The 24,017-nt window shown below is 63.2% G+C and carries 19 protein-coding genes; 13 read left to right on the forward strand and 6 right to left on the reverse strand.

Going from position 1 to position 24,017, the window contains the following annotated elements:
• Positions 1 to 2: 2 nt before the first annotated feature.
• From GJV26_RS20240 to GJV26_RS20250, 3 genes are all read left to right on the forward strand, one after another.
• Positions 3 to 515 carry a chemotaxis protein CheW gene (locus GJV26_RS20240; RefSeq protein ID WP_155710544.1) on the forward strand — a complete coding sequence of 171 codons (513 nt, stop codon included), beginning with the start codon at positions 3 to 5 and terminating at the stop codon, positions 513 to 515.
• Positions 512 to 1,336, forward strand: a complete 825-nt coding sequence (locus GJV26_RS20245) for a CheR family methyltransferase (protein WP_155710545.1) — start codon at positions 512 to 514, stop codon at positions 1,334 to 1,336. The genes GJV26_RS20240 and GJV26_RS20245 overlap by 4 nt, the downstream gene beginning before the upstream one ends.
• A gap of 75 nt (positions 1,337 to 1,411) precedes the next feature.
• Positions 1,412 to 2,485, forward strand: a complete 1,074-nt coding sequence (locus GJV26_RS20250; RefSeq protein WP_155710546.1) for a protein-glutamate methylesterase/protein-glutamine glutaminase — start codon at positions 1,412 to 1,414, stop codon at positions 2,483 to 2,485.
• A gap of 52 nt (positions 2,486 to 2,537) precedes the next feature.
• On the opposite strand, the gene GJV26_RS20255 is transcribed toward GJV26_RS20250, so the two are convergent.
• Genes GJV26_RS20255 through GJV26_RS20265 form a run of 3 tightly spaced genes read right to left on the reverse strand, consistent with a single transcriptional unit; the run spans position 2,538 to position 4,604 of the window.
• Positions 2,538 to 3,539: a sensor domain-containing diguanylate cyclase gene (locus GJV26_RS20255; protein ID WP_155710547.1), complete on the reverse strand. Its 1,002-nt coding sequence runs from the start codon at positions 3,537 to 3,539 to the stop codon at positions 2,538 to 2,540.
• A 2-nt stretch (positions 3,540 to 3,541) separates the two neighbouring features.
• Positions 3,542 to 4,198 (reverse strand): chemotaxis protein CheC, encoded by a 657-nt coding sequence (locus GJV26_RS20260; protein ID WP_155710548.1) that lies wholly within the window; start codon positions 4,196 to 4,198, stop codon positions 3,542 to 3,544.
• A gap of 1 nt (position 4,199) precedes the next feature.
• Positions 4,200 to 4,604, reverse strand: coding sequence for a response regulator (locus GJV26_RS20265; protein WP_155710549.1), 405 nt, complete (start codon positions 4,602 to 4,604; stop codon positions 4,200 to 4,202).
• 108 nt (positions 4,605 to 4,712) lie between these two features.
• On the opposite strand from GJV26_RS20265, the gene rpiA reads away from it, so the two are divergent.
• Positions 4,713 to 5,390 (forward strand): ribose-5-phosphate isomerase RpiA, encoded by a 678-nt coding sequence (gene rpiA / locus GJV26_RS20270; protein WP_155710550.1) that lies wholly within the window; start codon positions 4,713 to 4,715, stop codon positions 5,388 to 5,390.
• Positions 5,391 to 5,550: 160 nt separating this feature from the next.
• Here the strand turns inward: rpiA and GJV26_RS20275 are convergent, their stop codons facing one another.
• Complete coding sequence (locus GJV26_RS20275) at positions 5,551 to 5,823, reverse strand: oxidative damage protection protein (RefSeq protein WP_155710551.1); 273 nt, start codon at positions 5,821 to 5,823, stop codon at positions 5,551 to 5,553.
• A gap of 67 nt (positions 5,824 to 5,890) precedes the next feature.
• On the reverse strand, positions 5,891 to 7,201 hold the full coding sequence (argA, locus tag GJV26_RS20280; RefSeq protein ID WP_155710552.1) for an amino-acid N-acetyltransferase: 1,311 nt from the start codon (positions 7,199 to 7,201) through the stop codon (positions 5,891 to 5,893).
• Positions 7,202 to 7,266: 65 nt separating this feature from the next.
• Here argA and hrpA point away from each other — a divergent pair, with 65 nt between their 5' ends.
• The gene (hrpA, locus tag GJV26_RS20285) at positions 7,267 to 11,508 is read left to right on the forward strand and encodes an ATP-dependent RNA helicase HrpA (RefSeq protein ID WP_155710553.1); all 4,242 of its coding nucleotides are present in this window, start codon (positions 7,267 to 7,269) and stop codon (positions 11,506 to 11,508) included.
• Positions 11,509 to 11,564: 56 nt separating this feature from the next.
• Here the strand turns inward: hrpA and GJV26_RS20290 are convergent, their stop codons facing one another.
• Positions 11,565 to 12,284, reverse strand: a complete 720-nt coding sequence (locus GJV26_RS20290; RefSeq protein ID WP_155710554.1) for a PRC-barrel domain-containing protein — start codon at positions 12,282 to 12,284, stop codon at positions 11,565 to 11,567.
• A gap of 167 nt (positions 12,285 to 12,451) precedes the next feature.
• Here GJV26_RS20290 and GJV26_RS20295 point away from each other — a divergent pair, with 167 nt between their 5' ends.
• The 8 genes from GJV26_RS20295 to GJV26_RS20330 all read left to right on the forward strand — a co-directional run bounded on the left by GJV26_RS20295 (position 12,452) and on the right by GJV26_RS20330 (position 23,851).
• On the forward strand, positions 12,452 to 13,603 hold the full coding sequence (locus GJV26_RS20295; protein ID WP_173346237.1) for an extracellular catalytic domain type 1 short-chain-length polyhydroxyalkanoate depolymerase: 1,152 nt from the start codon (positions 12,452 to 12,454) through the stop codon (positions 13,601 to 13,603).
• A 139-nt stretch (positions 13,604 to 13,742) separates the two neighbouring features.
• Entirely contained in the window at positions 13,743 to 14,462 is a 720-nt protein-coding gene (imuA, locus tag GJV26_RS20300) for a translesion DNA synthesis-associated protein ImuA (RefSeq protein WP_155710555.1), read from the forward strand.
• A complete protein-coding gene (locus tag GJV26_RS20305) occupies positions 14,392 to 15,867 on the forward strand; it encodes a Y-family DNA polymerase (RefSeq protein WP_155710556.1) in 1,476 nt (491 codons plus the stop codon). Before imuA ends, GJV26_RS20305 begins: the two co-directional genes overlap by 71 nt.
• Before the next feature lie 1,209 nt (positions 15,868 to 17,076).
• Positions 17,077 to 18,387 (forward strand): GTPase-associated system all-helical protein GASH, encoded by a 1,311-nt coding sequence (locus GJV26_RS20310; protein WP_155710557.1) that lies wholly within the window; start codon positions 17,077 to 17,079, stop codon positions 18,385 to 18,387.
• Between the two features lie 172 nt (positions 18,388 to 18,559).
• Positions 18,560 to 19,342, forward strand: a complete 783-nt coding sequence (locus GJV26_RS20315; RefSeq protein ID WP_155710558.1) for a TRAFAC clade GTPase domain-containing protein — start codon at positions 18,560 to 18,562, stop codon at positions 19,340 to 19,342.
• 3 nt (positions 19,343 to 19,345) lie between these two features.
• Positions 19,346 to 20,182: a TRAFAC clade GTPase domain-containing protein gene (locus tag GJV26_RS20320; protein ID WP_155710559.1), complete on the forward strand. Its 837-nt coding sequence runs from the start codon at positions 19,346 to 19,348 to the stop codon at positions 20,180 to 20,182.
• A gap of 11 nt (positions 20,183 to 20,193) precedes the next feature.
• Entirely contained in the window at positions 20,194 to 22,680 is a 2,487-nt protein-coding gene (locus tag GJV26_RS20325; RefSeq protein ID WP_155710560.1) for a GAP1-N1 domain-containing protein, read from the forward strand.
• Positions 22,681 to 22,696: 16 nt separating this feature from the next.
• Positions 22,697 to 23,851: a caspase family protein gene (locus GJV26_RS20330; protein WP_229419368.1), complete on the forward strand. Its 1,155-nt coding sequence runs from the start codon at positions 22,697 to 22,699 to the stop codon at positions 23,849 to 23,851.
• The last annotated feature ends 166 nt before the right edge of the window (positions 23,852 to 24,017 follow it).

Here is a 24,017-nt window from a genome sequence, read left to right on the forward strand (position 1 = left end):
TCATGAAGCACACCAAGCAAGACAGCGCGGCGGCAACCGGGGCCGCACAATACCTGACCTTCATGCTGGGCGGCGAATCGTTCGGCATCGGCATCATGGCGGTGAAGGAAATCATCGAGTTTTCCGGCATCACCGAAGTGCCGATGATGCCCGAATCGATCCGCGGCGTGATCAACCTGCGCGGCGCCGTGGTGCCCGTGATGGACCTGGCGGCGCGTTTCGGCCGGCCGCTGGCGGTGCCGGGCAAGCGCACCTGCATCGTCATCGTCGAACTGGAAGGCGATGGCGAGCGGCAGGTGACGGGCGTGGTGGTCGATGCCGTGAGCGCCGTGCTCGATATCGCGCTGGCGGAGATCGAGCCGGCTCCGTCGTTCGGCACTCGCATCCGCGGCGACTTCATCGGCGGCATGGCCAAGGTGAACGGCAAGTTCGTGATCCTGCTGAACGTGGCGCAGGTGCTGGCGCTGGATGCCCTGGCCATGCTGCCGGAGCTGGCCGAAGCGCAGGCCGCATGAACGCGGTCGCGATCAGCGAGCGCGAGTTCGCGCACTTCCAGCGTTTCATCCACGATATCGCCGGCATCACGATGTCGGACGCGAAGAAAGCGCTGGTCAGCGGGCGGCTCGCCAAGCGGCTGCACCACTTCGGGCTGGACAGCTACGAAGCCTATTTCGAACTGCTGGCGGGCGGTCGGCATGCGGACGAGACCCAGGTCGCGGTCGACCTCCTGACCACCAACGAGACCTACTTCTTCCGCGAGTCGCGCCATTTCGACCTGCTGCGGGAGGCGGCGCGCGCGCACGGGGCCTCCGGCAGCGGGCCGTTCCGGGTATGGAGCGCGGCCTGTTCGTCCGGCGAGGAGCCCTACAGCATCGCCATGGTGCTGGCGGACACATTGGGCAACGCACCGTGGGAAGTAATGTCGTCCGACATCAGCACCCGCGTGCTGCAGCGCGCCCGCATCGGGCATTACCCGTTGGAGCGCGCCGTGCACGTGCCGGAAGACTACCTGAAGCGCTTTTGCCTGAAAGGCATCCGCGAGCAGGAGGGCACGCTGCTGGTGGACCGGGCGGTGCGCCAGCGCGTGCAGTTCCGGCAGGTAAACCTGAACACCCAGCTGCCGTCCGACCTCGGCATGTACGACGTGATTTTCCTGCGCAACGTGATGATCTACTTTAATGCCGATACGAAGCGGGAGGTGGTCGCCCGCGTGACGTCGCGGCTGAAGCCGGGCGGGCAGTTCTTCATCGGCCATTCCGAAAGCCTGCACGAGATCAGCGACGCGGTAAAGCCGGTGATGCCGTCGGTGTACCGGAAAGCAGGCAAGGACCACTAGCGGACAGCAGTTCCGGGCCCGCATGCGTTACGCTGGCGGTTTTCGCGGTGCGGGTGCGCGGCTCCCTGGATATCTATGAATCCTATCAATGTGATGGTCGTCGACGATTCCGCCGTGGTGCGCAAGATCGTCGGCGAAATGCTGGCGGCGGCTCCCGGCATCCGGCTGCTGCACGCGGTATCGGACCCGTTGCTGGCGATCGAGCGGATGAAGCAGCAGTGGCCGGACGTGATCGTGCTGGACGTGGAAATGCCGCGCATGGACGGCATCACCTTCCTGAAGAAGATCATGGCCGAGCGGCCCACGCCGGTGATCATCTGCTCGACGCTGACCGAGAAGGGCGCCCAGACCACGATGGCCGCGATGGCGGCCGGCGCCGTGAACGTGATCGCCAAGCCGAAGCTGGGCCTGAAGGACTTCCTGAACGACAGCGCCGCCGAGCTGGTGAGCGCGGTGCGGGCCGCCGCCCAGGTCAACGTGCGCCGGCTCGCCCAGCGCGCCGCGACGCCGGCCCAGGCGCCCGCCAAGCTCACGGCGGACGCGATCCTGCCGCCGGGGCTGGAGGCCCGGGCACCGCTGCAGACCACCGAGCGCGTGGTGGCGATCGGCACCTCCACAGGGGGGACCCAGGCGCTGGAAGAGGTGCTGGCGGTGCTGCCGCGCGTAACGCCGGGGATCGTGATCGTGCAGCACATGCCGGAAAAATTCACGGCGGCGTTCGCCGACCGGCTCAACAAGCTGTGCCAGATCGAGGTGCGCGAGGCGCAGCATGGCGACCGCGTGCTGCCGGGCCGCGCATTGATCGCGCCGGGCGGGCGCCACATGCTGCTGCGGCGCGACGGCGCGCGCTATTGCGTGGACGTGATCGACGGCCCGCTGGTGAACCGGCACCGGCCGTCGGTGGATGTGCTGTTCCGCTCCGTGGCAAAGCAGGCCGGTGCCAACGCGCTGGGCATCATCATGACCGGCATGGGCGACGACGGCGCCGCCGGCCTGCTGGAAATGCGCAAGGCCGGCGCCCGCACCGTGGCGCAGGACGAGGAAAGCTGCGTGGTGTATGGCATGCCGAAGGAGGCCGTCAAGCGCGGCGGCGTGGAGAAAACCGTGACACTGAAGGCAATCGACCGCGAGATCCTGCAGCTGCGCTGATCAGGCAGTCGTTGCCTCCGGCTGCGCAACCACGAATCAGTCGGATTCCCGGTCAGGGCGCGGTTTCTTCGGGCTGCGCAACCATGATGCGGTTGCGCCCCTGGCGCTTGGCGGCGTACAGCGCGCCGTCGGCGGCGCGGATCAGCGCGGCTGGCGAGGCCGGCTGGCCCGGCAGCAGCGTGGCCACGCCGATGCTGACGGTGACCTGCTTCAGCGGCCCGGCCGCGTGCGCGTGCGGGATCGCCAGCTTCAGCACACGCTCGTGCAGCGCCTCGGCCATGCGCAGCGCCTGGCCCGCATCGTTGTCCGGCAGGATGGCGGCGAATTCCTCGCCGCCATAGCGGGCCAGCATGTCGACCGAGCGTTGCAGCAGCGCCTGCAGCGCGCCCGACACCTGGATCAGGCACCCGTCGCCCTGCTGGTGGCCGTAGTGGTCGTTGTAGGGCTTGAAGTGGTCGATGTCGATCATCAGCAGCGACAGCACGGTGCCGTTGCGCTTGGCGCGCCGCGTTTCGCGGTCGATCGCGGCATCGAATGCGCGGCGGTTGGCGATGCCCGTCAGGCCGTCCGAGAACGTCTGCATGCGCAGCAGTTCGGTCTGTTCGCGCAGCAGCTTTTCCCGGCTGGCCGCCATGCTGACATCGTTCAGCTGGATCAGGCAATGGGGAATGGCCTGTCCGGCGTCGGGCCCCATCTGGCCGGCGGGAAATGCCAGCGGCGTGACGGCGATGGCCTGCTGCATCCGTTCGCCGCGCGCAATCGCGGCCGGGTTCGAGTACAGCGGGAACGGCGCGCGGTTCAGCGTGGGCGACAGCAGCGACGAAAAGTTGTTCGCCAGCGCCTGCGTGACGGCCGCCTCGACGCGGCCGCCGCGCAATTCCGGCAGCAGCTCGAACAGGTCCATGCCCAGCGCCTTGTGGGCGGCGCAGCCGGAATGGCGGCTCATCCACTTGTTCCACAGCACGATACGGTGCGCCGCGTCGACGACGACCACGCCGGCGCTGACCGCTTCCAGCACGCTTTCCAGCAAAGGCAGGCGAAAGGGTTGCTGCATCCTCAGTGCGGTCCCATCGCGCGTTGCAGGTAGCGGTCGATCTGGTCCTTCAGGTCGGTGAGGGCGGTCACGTCGAGGATGAAGGCAACGTAGCCGTGGATCTGGTGCTTCTCCAGGATGAAGTCGATATGCAGCATCATCACCACGGTATCGGCGCGGGTGCCGGTGGCATCGAGGATCTCGTCGCTGGAGCCCACGTGGTAGACCGGCAGCGAGCCATGCAGCTCGTGCTGGAAGATGTTGGCCAGCGTTCCCACGCAGGAATTGAGGATGATGTTGCCGATCTCGCTCATCGCCTCCTGCTCCATGCCGGACAGCTCGGCCAGCGGCACCGCCTCGCCCACCATCAGGCGCACGATCTCGAGGCTTTTATCCTCGGGAAACATGAGCAGCGCCTCGGTCGAGAAGGCGCCCTCGTAATGCTGGCTGACGCCGCAGATGCGTTCGCTGCCACCGTGGCCGGCGGTGGCCAGGTGGTCCCTGCGGTGCGCTTCTTCCAGCAACTGGGCCGCATCGCTGCGGCTGAGGAAGGTAATCGACGGCACCGACATCGTGACTTCCTCGTTGACGATGCCGCTCATGGCGGCGGCGGCCTGGCCGACGCCGATGTTGAAGATCTCGACCAGCGCGTCGTGTTCCAGTTCGCTCAGCGCGATCATTTCAGCGCACCAGGGCGACCAGGCGCTCGATGCGTTCGGGCGTGATCGGCTTTTCCATGAAGCCGACGCCGATTTCGCTGGCGCGGTTGCGGGTGGCGTCCTGCACATTGGCGGTGAGCAGCGAGATATGCGCATCGGGCAGCAACGCCCGCAGCTTTTCGGCACAGGCGATGCCGCCCATGCCCGGCATGTTCACGTCCATCAGCACCAGCTGTGGCTGCGCTTCGGGCGCCCTGGCCAGCGCTTCCTCGCCGGTTCCCGCTTCCACCACGGTCCAGTCGGGGCGCAGCGAGAGGATGTACTGCCGCGCCACCAGGCGGGAAACCCGGCTGTCGTCGACGATGAGAACGGTTGGCGTACCGCCGGGGACCGGGGAGGCGGGGGGGACAGCTGTGGTAGACGTCATTTTTCTGTTTGGCCGGCTTGTGAGGATTGGGTATTTTCCCACAAAGGCCGCCCGGTGCGCTGCTAAAATAGCGGCCCCCGATTCAACATTCCCACCTACTTCATCATCATGACTCAAGACGAACTGAAACAGGCCGTGGCGCGCGCCGCCATCGGCTACGTGGTCGACGGCGAAATCATCGGCGTCGGCACCGGCTCGACCGCCAACTTCTTCATCGACGAACTGGCCGTCATCAAGGACCGCATCAAGGGCACCGTGGCTTCCTCGGAAGCGACGGCCGCGCGCCTGAAGGGCCACGGCATCGCCGTGTTCGACCTGAACGACGTGGAATCGATCGCCGTGTACATCGACGGCGCCGACGAGATCGACGCTTCCGGCGCGATGATCAAGGGCGGCGGCGCTGCGCTGACGCGCGAGAAGATCGTGGCCTCCGTGTCGAAGCAGTTCGTCTGCATCGCCGACGGTTCGAAGCTGGTGGAAACGCTGGGCAAGTTCGCGCTGCCGGTCGAAGTGATCCCGATGGCGCGCAACGCCGTGTTCCGCCAGCTGGTGGCACTGGGCGGCCAACCGAAAGTACGCGTCAAGCCGGGCACCGACGAGCCGTTCGTCACCGATAACGGCGGCCACCTGATCGACGTGGCCGGCCTGTCGATCACCGATCCGGTGGCGCTGGAAAATACCATCAACGGCATGGTCGGCGTGATCGCCGTGGGCCTGTTCGCCGCGCGCGGCGCCAACGTGTGCCTGCTGGGTACCGCCGAGGGCGTGAAGACGCTGAGCTGGTAAGGCCTGCTTGCTCCGGCGGCAACTGCCGGGGACGGCCCCCGTCACCACGAGCGTCCGTGCTCGCTGACCCCGGGGTCTGCACTTGGGTTTTGAAAAAAACGGCGGCCCTGGAACAAAAAACGGCAGCCGAAGGTGCCGTTTTTTGTTGGGCAGGCAATGCTCAGGCCGGTGGCGGCACGTAGCCCTGGGCGGCATCGGCGCCTTCGCCGAAGAAATGCTTTTCCATCTGTGTCGCCAGGTACTTGCGGGCGCGCACGTCGGCCAGGTTCAGGCGGTTCTCGTTGACCAGCATGGTCTGGTGCTTCAGCCAGGCCGCCCAGGCCTCTTTCGACACGGATTCGTAGATCTTCTTGCCCAGTTCGCCGGGATACGGCGGGAAGTCGAGGCCTTCGGCTTCCTTGTTCAGTTTGATGCAGTGGACGGTACGGGCCATCGCGGGTGCTCCTCAGTGTGCAGAAACCAGCATTGTAAATCGTATTGGGAAATTGGCTGGCGCTTCCCTACAGCGTCTTCACCAGCACCTGCGACTTGCGCTGGTAGTTGTACATGCGCTGGCGGTCTTTCGGCAGCGCATCCACGCTGGCGGGCACGAAGCCGCGCTTGATGAACCAGTGCGCCGTGCGCGTGGTCAGCACGAACAGTTTCGTGATGCCGGAGGCGCGCGCGCGGTTTTCCATGTGCTTCAGGATCCGTTCGCCGTCGCCCTGGGCCTGCACTTCCGGATTGACGGTCAGGCATGCCATTTCGGCCATTTTGTCTTCCGGGAACGGATACAGCGCCGCGCAGCCGAAGATCACGCCATCGTGTTCGATGACGGAAAAATAATTGATTTCCCGTTCGATCAGTTCGCGGCCCCGCTTGACGAGCGTGCCGTCCGCTTCCAGCGGTTCGATCAGCTTGATAATTCCGCCGACGTCCTCAATTGTGGCAGGACGCAGGCTTTCCAGGTTTTCATGGCTGATCATCGTGCCCACGCCATCGTGCGTGAACAGTTCCAGCATGGCCGAACCGTCCATCGCGAAGGGCACGATGTGCGAACGCTCGACGCCGTTGTTGCAGGCTTTCATGCAGTGGCGCAGGTAGAATGCGCTCTCCGGGGACAGGAAATTCGCGTGCAGCACGGCTTCGGCCTGGTGCGACGACAGTTCGCGGATCTCGGTGCCGGCCAGGTCGCGCAGCATCTCGGTCTCGGTGATGAAGATCAGTTTGTCCGCATGCAGGGCCACGGCGGCGGACACGGCCACGTCTTCCATCGTCAGGTTGAAGGCCTCGCCGGTCGGCGAGAAGCCCAGCGGCGACAGCAGGATCACGCCGCCGGCGGCCAGGATCGAATGGATCGTTTCGGCATCGACCTTGCGGGTGATGCCGGTCAGTTCCAGGTCCACGCCGTCGATGACGCCCAGCGGGCGCGCCGTGACGAAGTTGCCGGATATGACACGGATCGCCGCGTTCGACATCGGCGTGTTCGGCAAGCCCTGGCTGAAAGCGGCTTCGATATCGAGCCGCAGCTCGCCGGCGGCTTCCTTGGCGCATTCCATCGCGGCGGTATCGGTGACCCGGATGCCGTTGTGGAAGCGTCCTTCGACGTTGCGCAGCGCGAGCTGTTCGGCGACCTGCGGCCGCGAGCCGTACACGACGACGACCTTGATGCCCAGCGCGTGCAGCAGCGACAGGTCATGCGCCAGCACGGGCAGGGCGCCGGCCGATACCAGTTCACCGGGAAAGGCGACCACGAAGGTCTTGCCGCGGAAGGCGTGGATATAAGGCGCGACGGAGCGCAGCCACTGGACGAATTCGACAGGGTTTTCCATGCGCCGCATTATAATTCGCTGCGCGGCATTCGTAGTAAAACTCGCATTAAAACCTTGTAAAAACAATGTCTGAAGCCATCAAGCAGCCCTCCCGCACCATTCCCGCAACATCGAACGAAGCCCGCAAGGAGCAAGCCGGCACGAATGAAGCGCGGGCAAATCCACCGCGGACCAACGATGCGGGGGCAAGCAAGCCGCGCACGAATGAAACGCGGGCAGGCCAGCCGCGCACGAATGAAAAGCAGGCAAACCAGCCGCGTGTGCGCGAACCGCGCCGCGAGAACGCCGCCGGCAGCGGCGACCGGCCGGCCGGCGAGCGCCGCGGCGGCGGCACGCGGGAAAAGCCCACGCCCGAACAGATCGCCGCGCGCGATGCCGAGCGCCTGTTCCGCAATCCGCTGCCGCCGATCACGTTCCCGGAGGACTTGCCGGTATCGGGCCGGCGCGGCGAGATCGCCGAGGCATTGAAGAAACACCAGGTCGTCATCGTTTCCGGCGAAACGGGTTCCGGCAAGACCACGCAGCTGCCGAAGATCTGCCTGGAGCTGGGCCGCGGGCAAAAGGGCCTGATCGGCCACACGCAGCCGCGCCGGATCGCCGCGTCGTCGACGGCCAAGCGGATCGCCCAGGAACTCAATTCGCCGCTGGGCGAGCACGTGGGCTACAAGGTGCGTTTCAACGACACATTGCACCGCGGCGCCTACGTCAAGCTGATGACGGACGGTATCCTGCTGGCCGAAACGCAGACCGACCCGCTGCTCAAGGGCTACGACACGATCATCATCGACGAAGCCCACGAGCGCAGCCTGAACATCGACTTCCTGCTGGGCTACCTGAAGCAGCTGCTGCCGCGCCGGCCGGACCTGAAGGTGATCATCACGTCCGCCACGATCGACGCGGCGCGCTTCGCCCGCCATTTCACGCAGGAGGGCAAGCCGCCGGTACCGGTGATCGAGGTATCGGGCCGCCTGTACGCCGTGGAAGTGCGCTACCGGCCGGTGGAGCGCGAGCCCGTCGCGCTGCCCGAAGGCGTCAACGCCGCCAAGCCACAGCTGCGCACCGCGGCCGCCGCGCGCGACAAGCGCGACCTGATGGACGCGATCGTCGACGGTGTCGATGAAGTGTGCCGCCTCGGTCCCGGCGACGTGCTGGTGTTCCTGCCGGGCGAACGGGAAATCCGCGATGCCGCCGAGGCCCTGCGCAAGCACCATCCGCCGCACGTGGAAATCCTGCCGCTGTTCGCCCGCCTGTCGGTCGAGGAGCAGGACCGCGTATTCCGCACCACGAACCAGCGGCGCATCGTGCTGGCCACCAACGTGGCCGAGACGTCGCTGACGGTGCCGGGCATCCGCTACGTGGTCGATGCCGGCACGGCGCGTGTAAAACGCTACAGCTACCGCAACAAGGTCGAGCAGCTGCAGGTCGAGCCGGTGGCGCAGTCGGCGGCGAACCAGCGCGCCGGCCGCTGCGGCCGCGTGGCCGACGGCGTCTGCATCCGCCTGTACGACGAGGACGACTACAACAAGCGGCCCAAGTTCACCGATCCGGAAATCCTGCGCTCGTCGCTCGCTTCCGTCATCCTGCGGATGAAGTCGCTGCACCTGGCCGATGTCGAAACGTTCCCGTTCATCGAGCCGCCGCTGGCGCGCGCGATCGCCGACGGTTACCAGCTGCTGCAGGAACTGGGCGCCGTCGACGACGACAACCGGCTGACGAACCTGGGCCGCAAGCTGGCCAAGCTGCCGCTCGATCCGCGCGTGGGCCGGATGATCCTGGCCGCGCAGGAGTTCACGTGCCTGACCGAGGTGCTGATCGTCGCAAGCGCGCTGTCGGTGCAGGACCCGCGCGACCGGCCGATCGAGCACCAGCAGGCCGCCGACCAGGCGCACCAGAAGTTCGCCGACGAAAAATCGGAATTCCTGAGCTACATAAAGATCTGGCGCTGGTTCGAGGACGCCATCGAGCACAAGAAGACCAATCGGCAGCTGCAGGACAACTGCCGCGCCAACTTCCTGTCGCAGGTGCGGCTGCGCGAGTGGCGCGATGTCCATTCGCAGCTGCTCACGCTGGTGAAGGAGCAGGGCTGGCGCATGAACGAAACGCCGGCCACCTACGAGCAATTCCACATGGCGCTGCTGACGGGCCTGCTGGGCAACGTGGGCTTCAAGATGGAGGACGACCCGGGCTACCTGGGCGCGCGCGGCATCAAGTTCAATATCTGGCCCGGCTCGTCGCTGGGCAAGAAGGCGGGCAAGTGGGTGATGGCGGCCGAACTGGTGGAAACCACGCGGCTGTACGCACGCACCATCGCGCGCATCGAACCGGAGTGGATCGAAAAGATCGGCGCCCACCTGCTGCGCAAATCGTGGGGCGAGCCGCGCTGGGAGAAGCGGCCGGCGCAGGTCACGGCGAGCGAGAAGGCCACGCTGTACGGGCTGACGATCTACAGCCAGCGCCGCATCAACTACGCGCTGCACAACCCCGCCGAGGCACGCGAGATATTCATCCGCGATGCGCTGGTGGCGGGCGACTACGACACGCGCGCGCCGTTCTTCGCGCACAATCACCGGCTGGTGAAGGAGATCGAGAACCTCGAACACAAGTCGCGCCGGCAGGACGTGCTGGTGGACGAGCAGCTGATCGAGGCGTTCTACGACAAGCTCATTCCGCACGACGTGGTCAACGGCGCCGGCTTCGAATCCTGGCACAAGGGGGCCACGCAGCTTGATCCGAAACTGCTGTACCTGGTCAAGGAAGACCTGATGCGGCACGAGGCGGCCGGCGTGACGACCGAGCTGTTCCCGAAGAAGCTGCTGGCGGCCGGCGTGGAGATGGCCCTCACGTATCACTTCGAGCCGGGTACCGTGCGCGACGGCGTCACCTTGCACGTGCCGCTGTTCGCGCTGAACCAGCTGTCGCGCGAACGCTGCGAATGGCTGGTGCCGGGCATGCTGAAGGAAAAGGTGCACCTGCTGCTGAAATCGCTGCCGCAGAAGCTGCGCCGGCACATGGTGCCGCTGCCCGAGTATGCGCAGAAGTTCTGCGAGCGCGTGGCGGACAAGTTCGGCCGCGGCGACCTGGTCGACGCGATCATCGCCGATATCCGCGAGCAGATCACGATCACGGTGCTCACCGGCGACTTCAAGCCGGAACAGCTGCCGGCGCACCACTTCATGAACTTCAAGGTGATCGACGAGCACGGCCGCCAGCTGGACATGGGCCGCAACCTCGCCACGCTGCAGGCGGAGTACGGCGCGCAGGCGCGGCAAAGCTTCCAGAAGATGGCGGAGAATTCGCCGCCCGCGTCGAGCGCTTCGCTGGCACAGCTGGGCGATGCCAGGTCGAGGAATGGCGGGCATGGCGGCATCGCCGGCGAAGTGAAGGCGGGCGGCATGCCGGGTGCGGCACCCGCGCCGGTACAGCCGGCGTCGTCGTCGCAATCGGCACCTGCGTCCGCCCATACCAACATCACGGCATGGACGTTCGGCGAACTGCCGGAACTGCTGGAAATCGTGCAGGGCAAGCTGACGCTGATCGGCTTCCCCGCGCTGGTGGACAAGGTATCGCACTGCGACCTGGAAGTGTTCGACGACCCGAACGTGGCCGCGCGCACGCACCGCATCGGCCTGCGCCGCCTGTTCGCGCTGCAGATGAAGGACCAGATCAAGTTCGTCGAGAAAAGCATCCCGAACCTGCAGCAGATGGGCATGCAGTTCATGAGCATGGGCACGCAGGAGGAATTGCGCGACCAGATCATCGCCAAGGCGATCGACATCGCCTGCCTGCAGGACCCGCTGCCGACCGACGCCGCCTCGTTCAACAAGCGCAAGGATGAGGGAAAATCGCGCCTGGTGCTGCTGGTGAACGAGATCGCCCGGCTGGTGTCGCAGGTGCTCACCGAGTTCCACGGCCTGCCGAAGCGGCTGCAGGGCATCAACCCGCAGGCCGCGGCCGACATGCAGGAACAGCTGAAGGGCCTGGTGCACAAGCGCTTCCTGCTCGATACCGAGTTCGCGCAGCTGGCGCACTTCCCGCGCTACCTGAAGGCGATGAACGTGCGGCTGGAAAAACTGCGCGCCGAGCCGGCCCGCGATGCGAAATCGATGGCCGAATGGCACCAGGCGGCCCAGCCTTACCTGCGCGTGGCGCGCGACAAATCGGCCGGCAAGAACACCGATCCGAAGCTGGTGGAGTTCCGCTGGATGCTGGAGGAGTTGCGCGTGTCGCTGTTCGCGCAGGAGTTGCGCACGCCGATGCCGGTGTCGGTCAAGCGGCTCTTCAAAGTGTGGGAATCGATGCAACGATAATGAAAAAAAGCCCCGCGAAAGCGGGGCTTTTTCATTACCGCATGGTGCCGCGGCGGTTAGAACTTCCTGTTCGGATCGATGCTGGTGTTCTGGTTCGACAGCCCGCCCACCTGGTTGACGTTCTTGTCGGTCAGGTCGGAGTCGCCGCGGCCCAGGTCCAGGCTGTTGCTGCCCAGGCCGGTGCCGCTGCCCAGGCTGCCGCTCTGGCTGGACAGGCCGCTGCTGCCCCCCATGCTGCTGCCGGAGCCGCCGGACAGGCTGCCCGAACCGCCCGACAGGCTGCCGGACTGGCTCTGGCCGAAGCTGGAGCTGCTCTGCATCGTGGAAGAACCGGTGCCCATCACGCTGCCGGTGGATGTCATCTGGCCCGGCAGCGCATTGGCGGCGCCGCCCCAGAAGCTGCTGACCTGGCTGCCGAACTCGGCGCTGGCCATGTCCGGCCAGCGGTCCTTGTCGAAGCCGGGCGCGTTTTCGAGGCGTTCTTTCGCCACGTCGAGGATGAAGCGCTTGTTGACGGTATCGAGCTGCAGTGCCTGCCATGGCACGGCGAACAGCTTGTCGCCCATGCCCAGGATGCCGCCGAACGACAGCACGGCATAGGCGATCTTGCCGGACTGCATGTCGATCATGATTTCCTTGATGTCGCCCAGGTCTTCTTCCTGGCGGTTGTACACATCTTCGCCCATCAGCGTATCGGCGCCCATCAGGTGCGGGCCTGGGCCGTCGTTGTCGCGGTCACGGTACATGCCAAACGGGTCTCGGTCGAGATAGCTCATGTTGGTCTCCTGTGATGCATCGGGTAATGCGGTTCGTGGAAAGCCCGCCATGGATAACCCGGCGGTGCGCATGCCAGAATAGCGCAAGCGGATGTTTTGCGCCCTTACCGGAGTTCAACAGTGTGGCCTGCTGCCATGGCATGCGGGCCGACGAAAACGGAGGAAGCATGGCCAAACGGAATGCCGGCGCGCGCTTGGTGCGCAGCCTGATGAAAGCGGGCAGCGCGCAGCAAAAGGCGGCGGTGAAGATGCTCGGCACCATGCTGGCCTTGCCGAAGAGCAGCGTGCGCAAGCGGCCCGCGAAGAAGGCGGCCGTGGCGACGTCACCGGTGCGCACCGCTCCCGTCAAGAAGGCGGCCGTGGCAGTGCCATTGGTGCGCCCCCAGCCAGTCAAGAAGGCACCCGTGGCGGCGCCGCGGGTGCGCACCCCGGCCGCGGTGCCGGTGGCGCCGGGCCGCTGGCTGGCCGGGCACCACGCGGCCGGTGCGCAGCAGATGTCGTACTGGCTTTACCTGCCGCAGGGCGAGCCACCCCCGAAGGGATGGCCGCTGGTGCTAATGCTGCATGGCTGCCAGCAGACCGCGACCCAGTTCGCGCAGGGCACGCGGATGAACGCGGTGGCGGAAAAGAAGGGCTTTGCCGTGCTGTACCCCCAGCAATCGGTCACCGTGCACGCGCAGCGATGCTGGCGCTGGTTCGACCGGTCCACGCAGGCCGGCGGCGGCGACGTGCAGCCGGTGGCGGCCATCCTCGGCAAGGTGCTGTCGCAGTATCCGGTCGACCGGCGCCGCCTCTATGTGTGCGGCATCTCGGCCGGCGCCGGCATGGCCAACATCATGGCGCTCAATTTCCCGGACCTGTTCGCCGCGGTCGGCCTGCATTCGGGTCCCGTGTTCGGCGCCGGCCACGGCACCGTGGGCGCGCTGGGCGTGATGCGCCACGGCGGCGGATTGCGCACCGAGCCGGCCATCCGCGAAGTGCTGGCGCGCCGCGCCGATTTTCCGGTGATGCCGGCGATCCTCATCCAGGGCGATGCGGACACGGTGGTGCATGCCGTGAACCAGCAGCAGCTCGTGCAGCAGAGCCTGCTGTTGAACGGCGTGCCGGCCGATGCGCCCGTCAAGGTGACGCGGCGCGGCACGCGCAGCGGGCACGAGATCCGCGATTACCAGGTCGGCAGCAAGGTCGTGCTGCGGGTGGTGCGCGTCGATACGCTGGACCATGCGTGGAGCGGCGGCGATCCGCGGATCGCCTTCCACGCGAAGGGACCGGATGCGAGCAGGATGATGCTGGAGTTCTTTGCGAAACACCGGCGGTGATACCGCCTTTGCAATGGCGCGCACCATGCGGGCGGCTTTTCAGGCGGATTCGGCCGCGTTCGATTGCCAAAATATCATTGTCAAAACGTCCCATAGCTAGTACTGTATAGGCATACAGTATTTCTTTGCATCATCGCCTATGGCCCAAGCTGCCCCCATTCCAGTCACGATCCTGGCGCCGGAATCGCTGCATCCCTCACTCTGGCTTGCATCGCAACTGGCGCAATCGCACGACCGCTGTGTCGACACCGGCCACCCGGTACTGTCCACCCAGCTGCCGGGGGGCGGGTGGCCGACGGGAACGCTGGTGGAATTGCTGCTGCAACAGCCGGGCATCGGCGAGATGCGCCTGCTGCAGCCGACCCTGGCGGCAATGGAGCGGCCCATCGTGCTGGTGCAACCACCGTATGCGCCGCAGGCGCTGGCGCTCGATGCGCTGGGCATTTCGCCCACGCGGCTGATCTGGATCCGCAACACGGGCAAAAGCACCGATGCGCTGTGGGCCGCCGAACAGATCCTGCGCAGCGGCTGCTGCGGTGCGTTGCTGCTGTGGCAGCAGCACGTGCGCAGCGAGGCACTGCGCCGGCTGCACCTGGCCGCGCAGAGCAGCGAGACCCTGTTCTGCCTGATGCGACCGCTGGCGGCGGCGCAGGATGCGTCGCCGGCACCGTTGCGGCTGGCGCTGCGGCCCGTCGCCGGCGGGCTGGAGATCGGTTTTGTCAAACGCCGGGGGCCGCAACGCGATGCGCCACTGTTCCTGCCCCTTACTCCTTCTTTACTGCAACGACATGCGCCTCTGGATCGGCCTGCACCTGCCCCGGCTCCCGCTCGAAGTGTTCTGCCCGAACTGGTCGGCTGACACCTGCGCGGCGGTGCTGGACCATGAAGCGGTGCTGGCGGCATCGGATGACGCGCGGCGCGCCGGCGTGTTGCCAGGCATGCGCCGCGGCGGCGCGCTGATGATGGCGCCGGATATACAGTTGCACGAACGCGCGGCGGAGCTGGAGGCGGAGGCGCTCCACGCGGTGGCGATGGCCATGCTGCAGTTCACGCCCCAGGTTGCCGAGGGCGAGGAAGCCACGTTGCTGATGGACGTGGGGGCGAGCCTGCGCCTGTTCGGCGGCATCCGCCGCCTGTGCGCGCTGGTGCGCGCGAGCCTGCGCACGCTGGGCTTCACGGCCGTGCTGGGCGTGGCGCCCACGGCGCGCGGCGCGTGGCTGCTCGCGCGCGGCGGCGGCGGGCGGTCCCTGGCCATCGACAAGATGACGCGCCGGCTGCACCAATTGCCGGCGAGCCTGCTGCCGCCGGCCCGCCCCTACATGACATGGCTCGAAGGCATCGGCTGCCTGTCGGTGGGGGACGTGGCGCGCCTGCCGCGGCCGGGCCTGCAGCGGCGCTGCGGCCGCGCACTGCTCGACGTGCTCGATGCGGCACTGGGCCACGCGGCCGAGATGTTCCGCTGGATCGAGGCGCCGGCCACGTTCCACGCGAAGCTGGAACTGTTCGGGCGCATCGAGAACACGGACCTGCTGCTGGCCGGCGCGTGCCGGCTGCTGCAGCAGATGACCGGCTGGCTGCACGCCCGCCAGATGGCCGTCGAACGCATCACGCTGCTGCTCGAACACGAACGGGGCAGGGTGGCGCGGCCGCCCACGCCGGTGGAGATCGTGCTGGCCGAGGCGGTGTGGCGCGACGATCACCTGGTGCGCCTGCTGAAGGAACGGCTCGCCAAGCTGGCGCTAGAGGCGCCCGTCATCGGGCTGGTGCTGCAGGCACCGCATATCAAGCCGATGGCGCCGCTGTCGGATTCGCTGTTTCCCGAGCCGGGCGGGGGCGTGGAGGACCGGCGGCGCCTGTTCGAGCTGCTGGTGGCGCGGCTGGGGGCGGACAACGTGCTGCAGGCGGCGCCCAGGGCCGATTACCGACCCGAGCATGCGAACGCATGGGTGCCCGTGCAGCAGAAGCTGCGCGCGGCCGATATCCTGGCCTGCCTGCCGCCGAGCGGCCTGCCGCGACCCACCTGGCTATTGCCCAAGCCGATCGCGCTGCTGGTGCGCGACCACCGGCCGTTCTATTGCTCGCCGCTGCGGATGGTCTCGGCCGCCGAGCGCATCGAGGCGGGGTGGTGGAGCGATGTGCAGACCCGCGATTACTTCATCGCGCAGGGCGAGGACAATGCGCATTACTGGGTGTATCGCGAGCGGTTGCCGGGCGGGGACGAGGAGGCGGAGCCACGGTGGTATCTGCATGGGTTGTTTGGGTGAGCTGGCGGGGCTGGCGTAAGTGCAGATGCTGGCTGACAGTTATCCGGCCATCCGTCTCGGTGACAACGTTATGGTAATCGGAATGTCGGGATCTGACCCGAGTCGAACATGTCGTAATAGTCCATGACTTTTTTATTCAGCAAGCTATTGTGCTGAGCTCTGCGACTTGGTACGGCCAGGAACGAGCTTTCACTCAAGAGAAAAAGGCATGAATACTAGGCAGCGACTGCTCGAGCTTGAAACGCCATTCGAGACCTATGATGGCGAGGCTCCTGTTCGCGATGTCATTCTTGCTGGGCTACGGCCCCCGACGAGAAAATATTGGGTAGTGCTTGCACTTACTTGGATAGGAGCATAGAGCAGACCTTGACCGTGAAATTGTTGACCGTCTTGGGGAGATTGTATCGGCATCACGACAAAGTGAGCAGCACACGCGTCACCGTGCATTGCGCCTCACCAAATCTTGGAATCGACAGCACTGAGCGTGAGCGCCCGGATGGGGCGACTCCTGCCGGTCATGACTGTAGATGAATTTTCCGGCTCGGCAACCTGGTATGCTGCAACAAGCGGCCGAGATTGACGATAACCGGGCACTCCAGTTCGATAATTCGGAGCTCTTTGCATCAATTATACGATGATGGCGTGATGAACAAAGTGCTCGAGCTCGACGATAGATTGCATCAAAGGAACAAGTGGCATTGCGCCAAGGTTTTTTTGTTGAAATACGCTTGCTCCATGCGATACAAGCGAATCATGGCAGACATCGATCATCCCAAAATTTAACAAGTCCCAGCCGCGCAACTTGCTGTCATTAGGGAATTTAAACAGTGCCAAATCTCGTAGGCTGCCGGAGATTTCTTGAGAACCGCTGGATTAATCGCTGCCGGCTCGTTACCAGCAATCCGGAAGCTGTCACAATAGCTGCCTCATTCAGCGCCAACATTACTGACGTCAAGCGCTCGCATATTTTGCCATGTAAAGCGCATCGGACTGCCTGTCTGGAACCTTCGCCGCCATCCTTGGTCTTTCGACTCTACTTTCGGTTAAATTCTAGCAATCTCCCTGTATAATCTAACCACAACTTTGACTTGGGCGTAGAAGGACCTATAGCTCTTCTCTGCCTCGCTGGCGTAACTACATCGTCTGAAATGATCCAAGTTTGCATAGATATCATTATGCAAGCTAATTACCGCGTTCGGAAGGCTAGGGATGGCAAAAGAATTTCTGTTAAATTTCCTTGAAGTCGGCATCATCGACCTCAGTGGTGACGATAGCAAACTAGAAAAATTGCGGGAGACTACCAAAGATATATCTGCTGCACTGCGCAAGGCTGCCACGAAAACGTCTAGCCTCACGATGGTGGCGGCCGACCCAACAATTGCATCGACCGACCCAACAATCGTCGAGGCCATGGAGGCTCTCAAGAAGCAATGGCAGACAATTTCCAATACTCACCGTAGCCCACCCGTTGCTATCCTGCGTGCCATCCTGCTCGACGCCATCATGCAGGCAGCCCGCGCGGACGATGCGATCGCCGTAGCGTTTGTCAATACTGCGCGTAATGCCCTTGCTCATGCCCCAGTCGCCGATGAGGCGGACATTTGGCGCACCGCTATCAATGAAATTGAAACTAAAGTCGATGCCCGTGCGGAGGCCGAATGGGAAACGCCAGAAATGATTTCGGTAGCCCCGTTGAAATTCGGGTCACCGAGCCAAGCTCCAGCAGAGTACCAGCCCCCTTCTATCAATCGAACAGAGATGCAGACAAAGATTTTTTCTGCGACAGGACCTTGGGGAGGGCAGGATCAAAATCCTTATCAGCCCAACCAAGGCCAGCATTGGGGGCAAACATTTGCCGAACGGATGACCGTCGTTATCGCAGAAGCGCTTGAGAGCATGGCCACCGATCTTGCACCAGTCCCTGTGGATTTGAGTAAGCCGTTGTCTACATTGGCCAGCGCGGTCTCGACTCATGTTGATGAGGCGCTGGCAAGTTTCAGCACCGCGACCGCTGGGCTGCAACGCCGTACAAACCTCCTATGGTGGAAGGAGGCAATGTATTCCCCCAGCGCTCATGCGAGTTACCAAGATCTGCCGCTGTTCGAAGCAGCCGCTCTGATGGCGCTCGACCTGCACGAGCAAGTGCCGACGTATTCGCCAGCGAGTGTCTCAGCCCTGCTGAAACAGACAATTCAGGCGCTTTCCGTAGGAGAAGGCGGTCAGGACGCTAGCCGACGCGAATTTGCGAGCCTAGTACAAGACGCAATCAGTTCCACACATATGGAAACATTCCGCTCGCTGGCAGCAGCCTATGCACCTGCTCCCAAGGGCCGTGGTCCTTTGCTGTCGCTTATTGGGAATCCTCAGGACGCTAAGGCTATCGAGCCAGCGCTCCTTCGCGCCTATGCCGGCGTGGACGCTTTAAAGGCCATGAGCGCATCCGAGTGGGGCACGCACCTGTTCCGAGAGCTGCAGGCCGCGCGCGCCACAAGCCTGACCAAGCGCGCCAAGAAGAAATAGGTGGTTCATGGACGGCTGCCGACACCCGCACTGTTTTGCGGACGACAACATCACCTGCACGCTTGGCCACCTCAGGAAGGACCAGTGCCCTGAGTGGAAAGGCTCGAATGATGCTCCCGCTTCCGCGGTGCCTGAAACTGGCCAGACGCTCCTGCCATGGAGTGGTTCAGCCATGGGGCCAAACGACCTTAATTTTCTCAGCGGAGTCGGGAAGCCAATTACGGTTGCCATCGTCGGACCGGAGAGCGCGGGCAAGACCACTATCTTAGGTGCGTTCTACCAGCTCCTTTGGCAAAACAAACTGACCACCAATGCACATAGATTTAGCAATTCCTATACCCTTAATGGATGGGAAGCGGTTGCGTCCGCCCTGCGCTGGAAGCCAGGTATCCCCCCAAGCTTCCCGCCACATACGCCTAGTAGCGAAGCGCGCGCGCCCGGCATGCTGCATCTCGGCTTCCGTCTCGAGAATGGTTCTCTTCGTGACTTCATTTTTGCCGATGCGCCTGGTGAATGGTTTCAGAAATGGGCAATCGACGAGCGCGCGGCCGACGCCCAAGGTGCCACTTGGATCGCGCGACACGCAGATATCACCCTGCTGATCGCCGATCGCGAAGCGCTCTCCGGCCCCAAGCTCGGCACCGCGCGCAACGACTTTCAATTGCTCGCGCAACGCACGATCACTAACGCCCATGGTCGCTCCATCGCGTTGGTTTGGACCAAGGGCGATCTATCCGTAAAACCCGTCTTGGAAACCAAGATCCGAAGTATGGTTGCCTCGGTGTCGCCTGCGGTTCCAGAGTTTACCGTAAGCGTCCACGGGGCTGAAGAAGGCGCCGCTGACGGCTTCCGCCAGCTATTCGCGTGGATCCTTGCGGCGACACGTCCGGGGATAATTTTGCCAGCGACTGACGGACCTATGCATGATCCGCTTTTCCGAATTGGCAGGAGATAGAAATTGGCAGAACAACACACCATCTTGCTGGTCGGTGAATCCGGCGTAGGCAAAACTCACTACGGCGCCCAGTTCTTGAAGCGCCTTTCGGTCGAGACCTGCGCTCTCAAGGCAGCCAATGCGCCGTCGAACGTAACGCCATTTGCTACGGCGCTCAGTTGCCTGACCGAGGGGCTGGCAACCCACCATACGCCGGCGGATTCTTACGTCGAGAGCGTCTGGCCAATTCGGGATGAGACCGGCCGCGTCGCAGAGCTAGTGTGGCCCGATTATGGTGGCGAACAAGTGCGCAATCTTGCCGTCCAGCGTCAAATTCCAGAGGCCTGGCGGGAGCGCGTGCTCAGCGCTACTGATTGGGTCTTGCTGATTCGACCGCACTCGATTCGCAAGGAAGATGACCTGTTTTCCCGGCCTTTGCAGAAACTGGGCAAGGTGGAGCCGCAGCCGACGGCAGCGGTCCACAGTATCTCGGACCAAGCCAGGATGCTTGAGCTCTTGCAAATCCTGCTTTATCTGGGGCAGTTTCATCTGGACAAACCGCTTCGGAGACCTGGCTTGACCATATTGCTGACCTGCTGGGACGAAGTCAACGACCCCCGCGTCCCTGCCGATGTTATCGCAGATCAGTTGCCGATGCTGTGGTCCTTTGTGCATAGTAACTGGGCGACGCCCACTGTAATGGGGTTGTCCGCTCTCGGGCGCGCGCTCAGCACGGAAGACGCAGACGTGGAATTCGCCAGTGTCGGACCAGAGGACTTCGGTTACGTGATACTTCCCGACGGTCAACAGAGCTCGGACATCACCCTGCCAATCCAACGTCTTATGAGCGGGCGAAGCTGAGCGATATGCGCGTGGAACAAGCGATTTATGGTGAGGTTGCCCGCCGTGGGCATGGGCTCAGGGCCGCCAGTCCAAATGCGCTGATGGCGGAGGGTATCGCATCGAAGCTCGACCTGCCTGACACCATCCCGCCCGGCGATCTGAACTGGGGAAAGTTTGTCCGCGGGTTCCCTCTCCCAGATTACTACGTTCTGGCTCGTACTTTTTTGGACCCAATGGCGTCGCGTGGCGGCATGGTGCTAACTCACGCTCTCTTCATCCCATTGGACGAAATGTGCGCCGTAAGCAGTCTGTCCCCACTCTTCGCCAAGCTACACTCAACCGCTGCAGAGTGCATAGGACCGCTGGAATACCTCCAGGTGGAAACATCGAGCGGAACTCCAGTAGCGCCTGCCGATCTGATTGGTACTGCTAATGCGTTGACGGCCGGCGGGCCTGGCCCAGTGGTCAGGGTTGGTGTTGACGGTTTCGAAGAGCTGATTGACGCCTTGTGGCACAATCTCTGGCCTTCGATTAGGCGCTCCTTCGCGTTTAGGCTCAGCTTCGGCCCGAACGACGTTATGGTGCAGCCTTCTCCGGTACTCGTCTGCACGCCCGCGCAGCGGCAAGGTCAATGGACTAAGCATCCCATCGTCAAGCCTAGTGATCTTGTGCCTGCAAACGAGTCGGCGAAGATTCTAATTGGTCAACGCAGCATTGCGCCCATTCTGGCGCTGGCCAACGACCTAGGCGTGGACGTTCAGTCTTTCAAAGATTTGGGTCGGTTGGAGCGCTTGGAGGCTTTATTTCCTACTGCCAACACGTTCGACGCGCTCCTTTCTGTCATACGCATGGTTGATGGAATTTCGAGTCAAAAGGATTGTGGCGAGCGATTGAAGAACCAGCTCATCGATCGCTTCTCGGCCGTACTGCCCAGTGCCCAACCTAGCCAGCTACTGCAGCTGAGGAATTTGGATTTCGCAGGCTTCCCTAGCTCAGCGGCCGTATGGAAGGCAATGGCACAAGTTGTCGGCGATCTCGATTTCGAGCCCCTGGACGATTTAAGCGCGATGGAATTGGTCACTGCCTCCGTTGATAGCGATCGAGCAATTGCGCCTTGGCGCGAAGCCGCTAGCGCCGGGCTAGGTATTGCTGCTCACCGTACTAAACCTACCGTCTACAAAGCGATCTGGAGATGGGCCAAGGCGAACTCCAAAGCGTTCTTCACGGCCCTCGGCGTGCTGCCAGATGACTCAGAAATAGAACTGCGGCTGGTTCAGGTTGCCCCAAAGGCTTTGGCCGTCCTTAACCAGGAAGCACTGCTCTGTGCTTTGGTGCGAAAGCGCTGGTTGACTGCCCACGGTGCCGCCTTGGGCGCAATTGCGCCGCCCCTGGAAGCCGTACAGCGTCAACTGGCTGCGGAAGTCGACCAGACGTCAAGTCAAGGTATCCGAGCGGCCATAGGGAATGCTACCCCCGCGCAGGTGCTGGAATGTGCAGTCAAGCTGAAAGATGCTCGACTCGTAGATCTGTGCGCTGAGCTGGCTTGGAAATGCCCAGAGATGTTGGCTGATATTCGCTGCGAGGAGATTACTGAGCAGAAGATCTGGGCGGCAGCAATTTTCAAACAGCCGGCACTATGGAACTCTCCTCGAAACGCAGCCGATGTGCGCAACACCGTTCTGACGCGCCTCGAGAGTGGGCATGCGGTTGAGTCAGGCCTGCTGGACGCGTTCTCCCATACGCCCCTTGCCAATCTCAGTGGTACCCCGGACCGAGCGCTACTTTGGTCATCTCTGCCTGCAGCTCTGCTCCCCCGGTATTTGGATGCGACTGCTTGTGGTTGGTTGGATACGGCTACGGCCACGGCCTTTAACATGGCGCCGCCAGAACCGGTCTTGGAATGCGCGATCGTTGCAAGCCCTAGGTTACAACAGGTGCTCGGCGACGAACTGAAGCCATTTGAAATTCGCTTGGCAATTGTCGCTTCCCTGCCATTATTTGGTGAAGAAGCGCTTGTCACCTGGCTCGGCAACACGTTACGAAGCATCAGGGCATTGTCCACTAGCCAAGCCGAGCAGCTTGGAGGTTTGGTCGCGGCTCGCGGTTGGAAACTGGCTGCCGAATTCCTCGCGGCAAAACGCGACGACTATCGTAACGACCTTTTACCAGCGCTAAGGAGGTGCGAGCACTTACTCGACTTCTACCTGCGTTTGAAGCTGAAGCTCTCGACACCCAGCAGAGCCGAGAAGTGGCGGGCACTTGAACGTGAGGCTTGTGAGCTATATCCGGATGGACCTGAAACGGACGAACTCTGGTCGCGCGCCGGCGGCAAAAACTACCAGCTTGGAAAGGGGACCCAGAATGGTATAGCACGCTGGCACAGCGCGCTGTCATTAGTGCGCATGGGCTCCGGTCCTAAAGCTCGCGAACTCCTCGCGGAAATGTGCCAGGACTTTCCAAACAACGAGCCCCTACGATTGTACGCGCAAGATACCGACATCGTTGGGCCCCATTGAGACCTGAGGAGCCATCATGTTTTTCTACTACGACTACCAAAGCACCAGCCCTAATACCATGACTACGACAGGCTACCCACAAGGTCACGCGCTCCTCATCGGCGTGGCGAATTACAAAAATATCTCGAGCCTGCCGGCCGCAATCCTGAACGACGCCACAGACGTGGCGGCAACGCTATCGTCAACGCAATATTGCGGCTACCCGCAGGCCAACGTCGTTACCCTCCTCGATGGCGCGGCTACTCGAGCAGCAGTATTAAAGGACTTGGACGAGCTTGCTGCTCGCACAACTCCGGACAGCACTGCATGCGTATTTTTCTCAGGCCATGGCGGCATCGTGGACAACAATGGCCAAGAAGACAGTGTGTGGGCGACGGTAGACACGGACCTGGACGACCTTGCGGGCACGTCAATCAGCTCCCAAGAGCTGGCCAGTGCATTTGCCAATATCAAGGCGAAGCAATTGCTTGTCTTCATTGACGCCTGCCATGCCGGAGGTGCGGCAATTTCTAAACAGCTGACCGATGGCAAGGGCCACGTGCTGAAGTCGGGCTATTCGCAAAAAGCCTTTGAAAGACTGGCCACAGGGACCGGCCGCGCCTTAATGGCGTCCTGCCGTGCTGACGAAACGTCTGGGGTGTTTCCCAACGCGCGCAATAGCGTTTTCACTACGACCCTCCTAGCGGGACTGAAAGGTGCTGCCGACAAAGGCGCCAGTGGCGTCATCAAGGTATTCGACCTCTTCAACTACATCTCTGAAGAAGTACCGAAGCTTATACCGGATACTCAGCATCCAATCTTCAAGGCAGACAACCTGGAGGTGAATTTCGCTGTCGCGCTCAACCAAGGCGGCGTGAAATCGGCAAACGCTACGGCGAATGTCCAGACGAACGCCCCCTCGGCCCAGCAGCCCGATCCTTGGCAGCTCCTTGAGCAGGCGCTCGTCGCCGTGTACCCATTCGGACCGAGAGACCAGGAAATCTGGAGCCGCGCCGGAGGGGACTTGTCGCGATTGCAGTACCAGTCGTCTGGCCAAGCTGCCTGGCATTCCGCGCTACGAACACTCAAGCAGGGCGGCGGCGGTGCCAACATCAGCTCTACTAGCCTGCTTCGTACAGCAAAAGAGGACTACCCACAGAACCCACAACTCGCCCAATTGCAAGCGCCGTGAGAAGCACTCAGAAAATGAAAAAGGCCCGGCCTCCCCATCACGGGTGAGCCGGGCATCTCTTTTTTTAAGTTGGCTATACGGCCGATCCGGTTGTGGGCGATCTCCTGTCGCGCGTGCGCTGGTCAGAATCAGGCCGCAAGTTCGCTGTGAGCTCCGGGGGCGCAGG

It is taken from the genome of Pseudoduganella dura (genome assembly GCF_009727155.1).
Classification (GTDB): Bacteria; Pseudomonadota; Gammaproteobacteria; order Burkholderiales; family Burkholderiaceae_D; genus Rugamonas; species Rugamonas dura.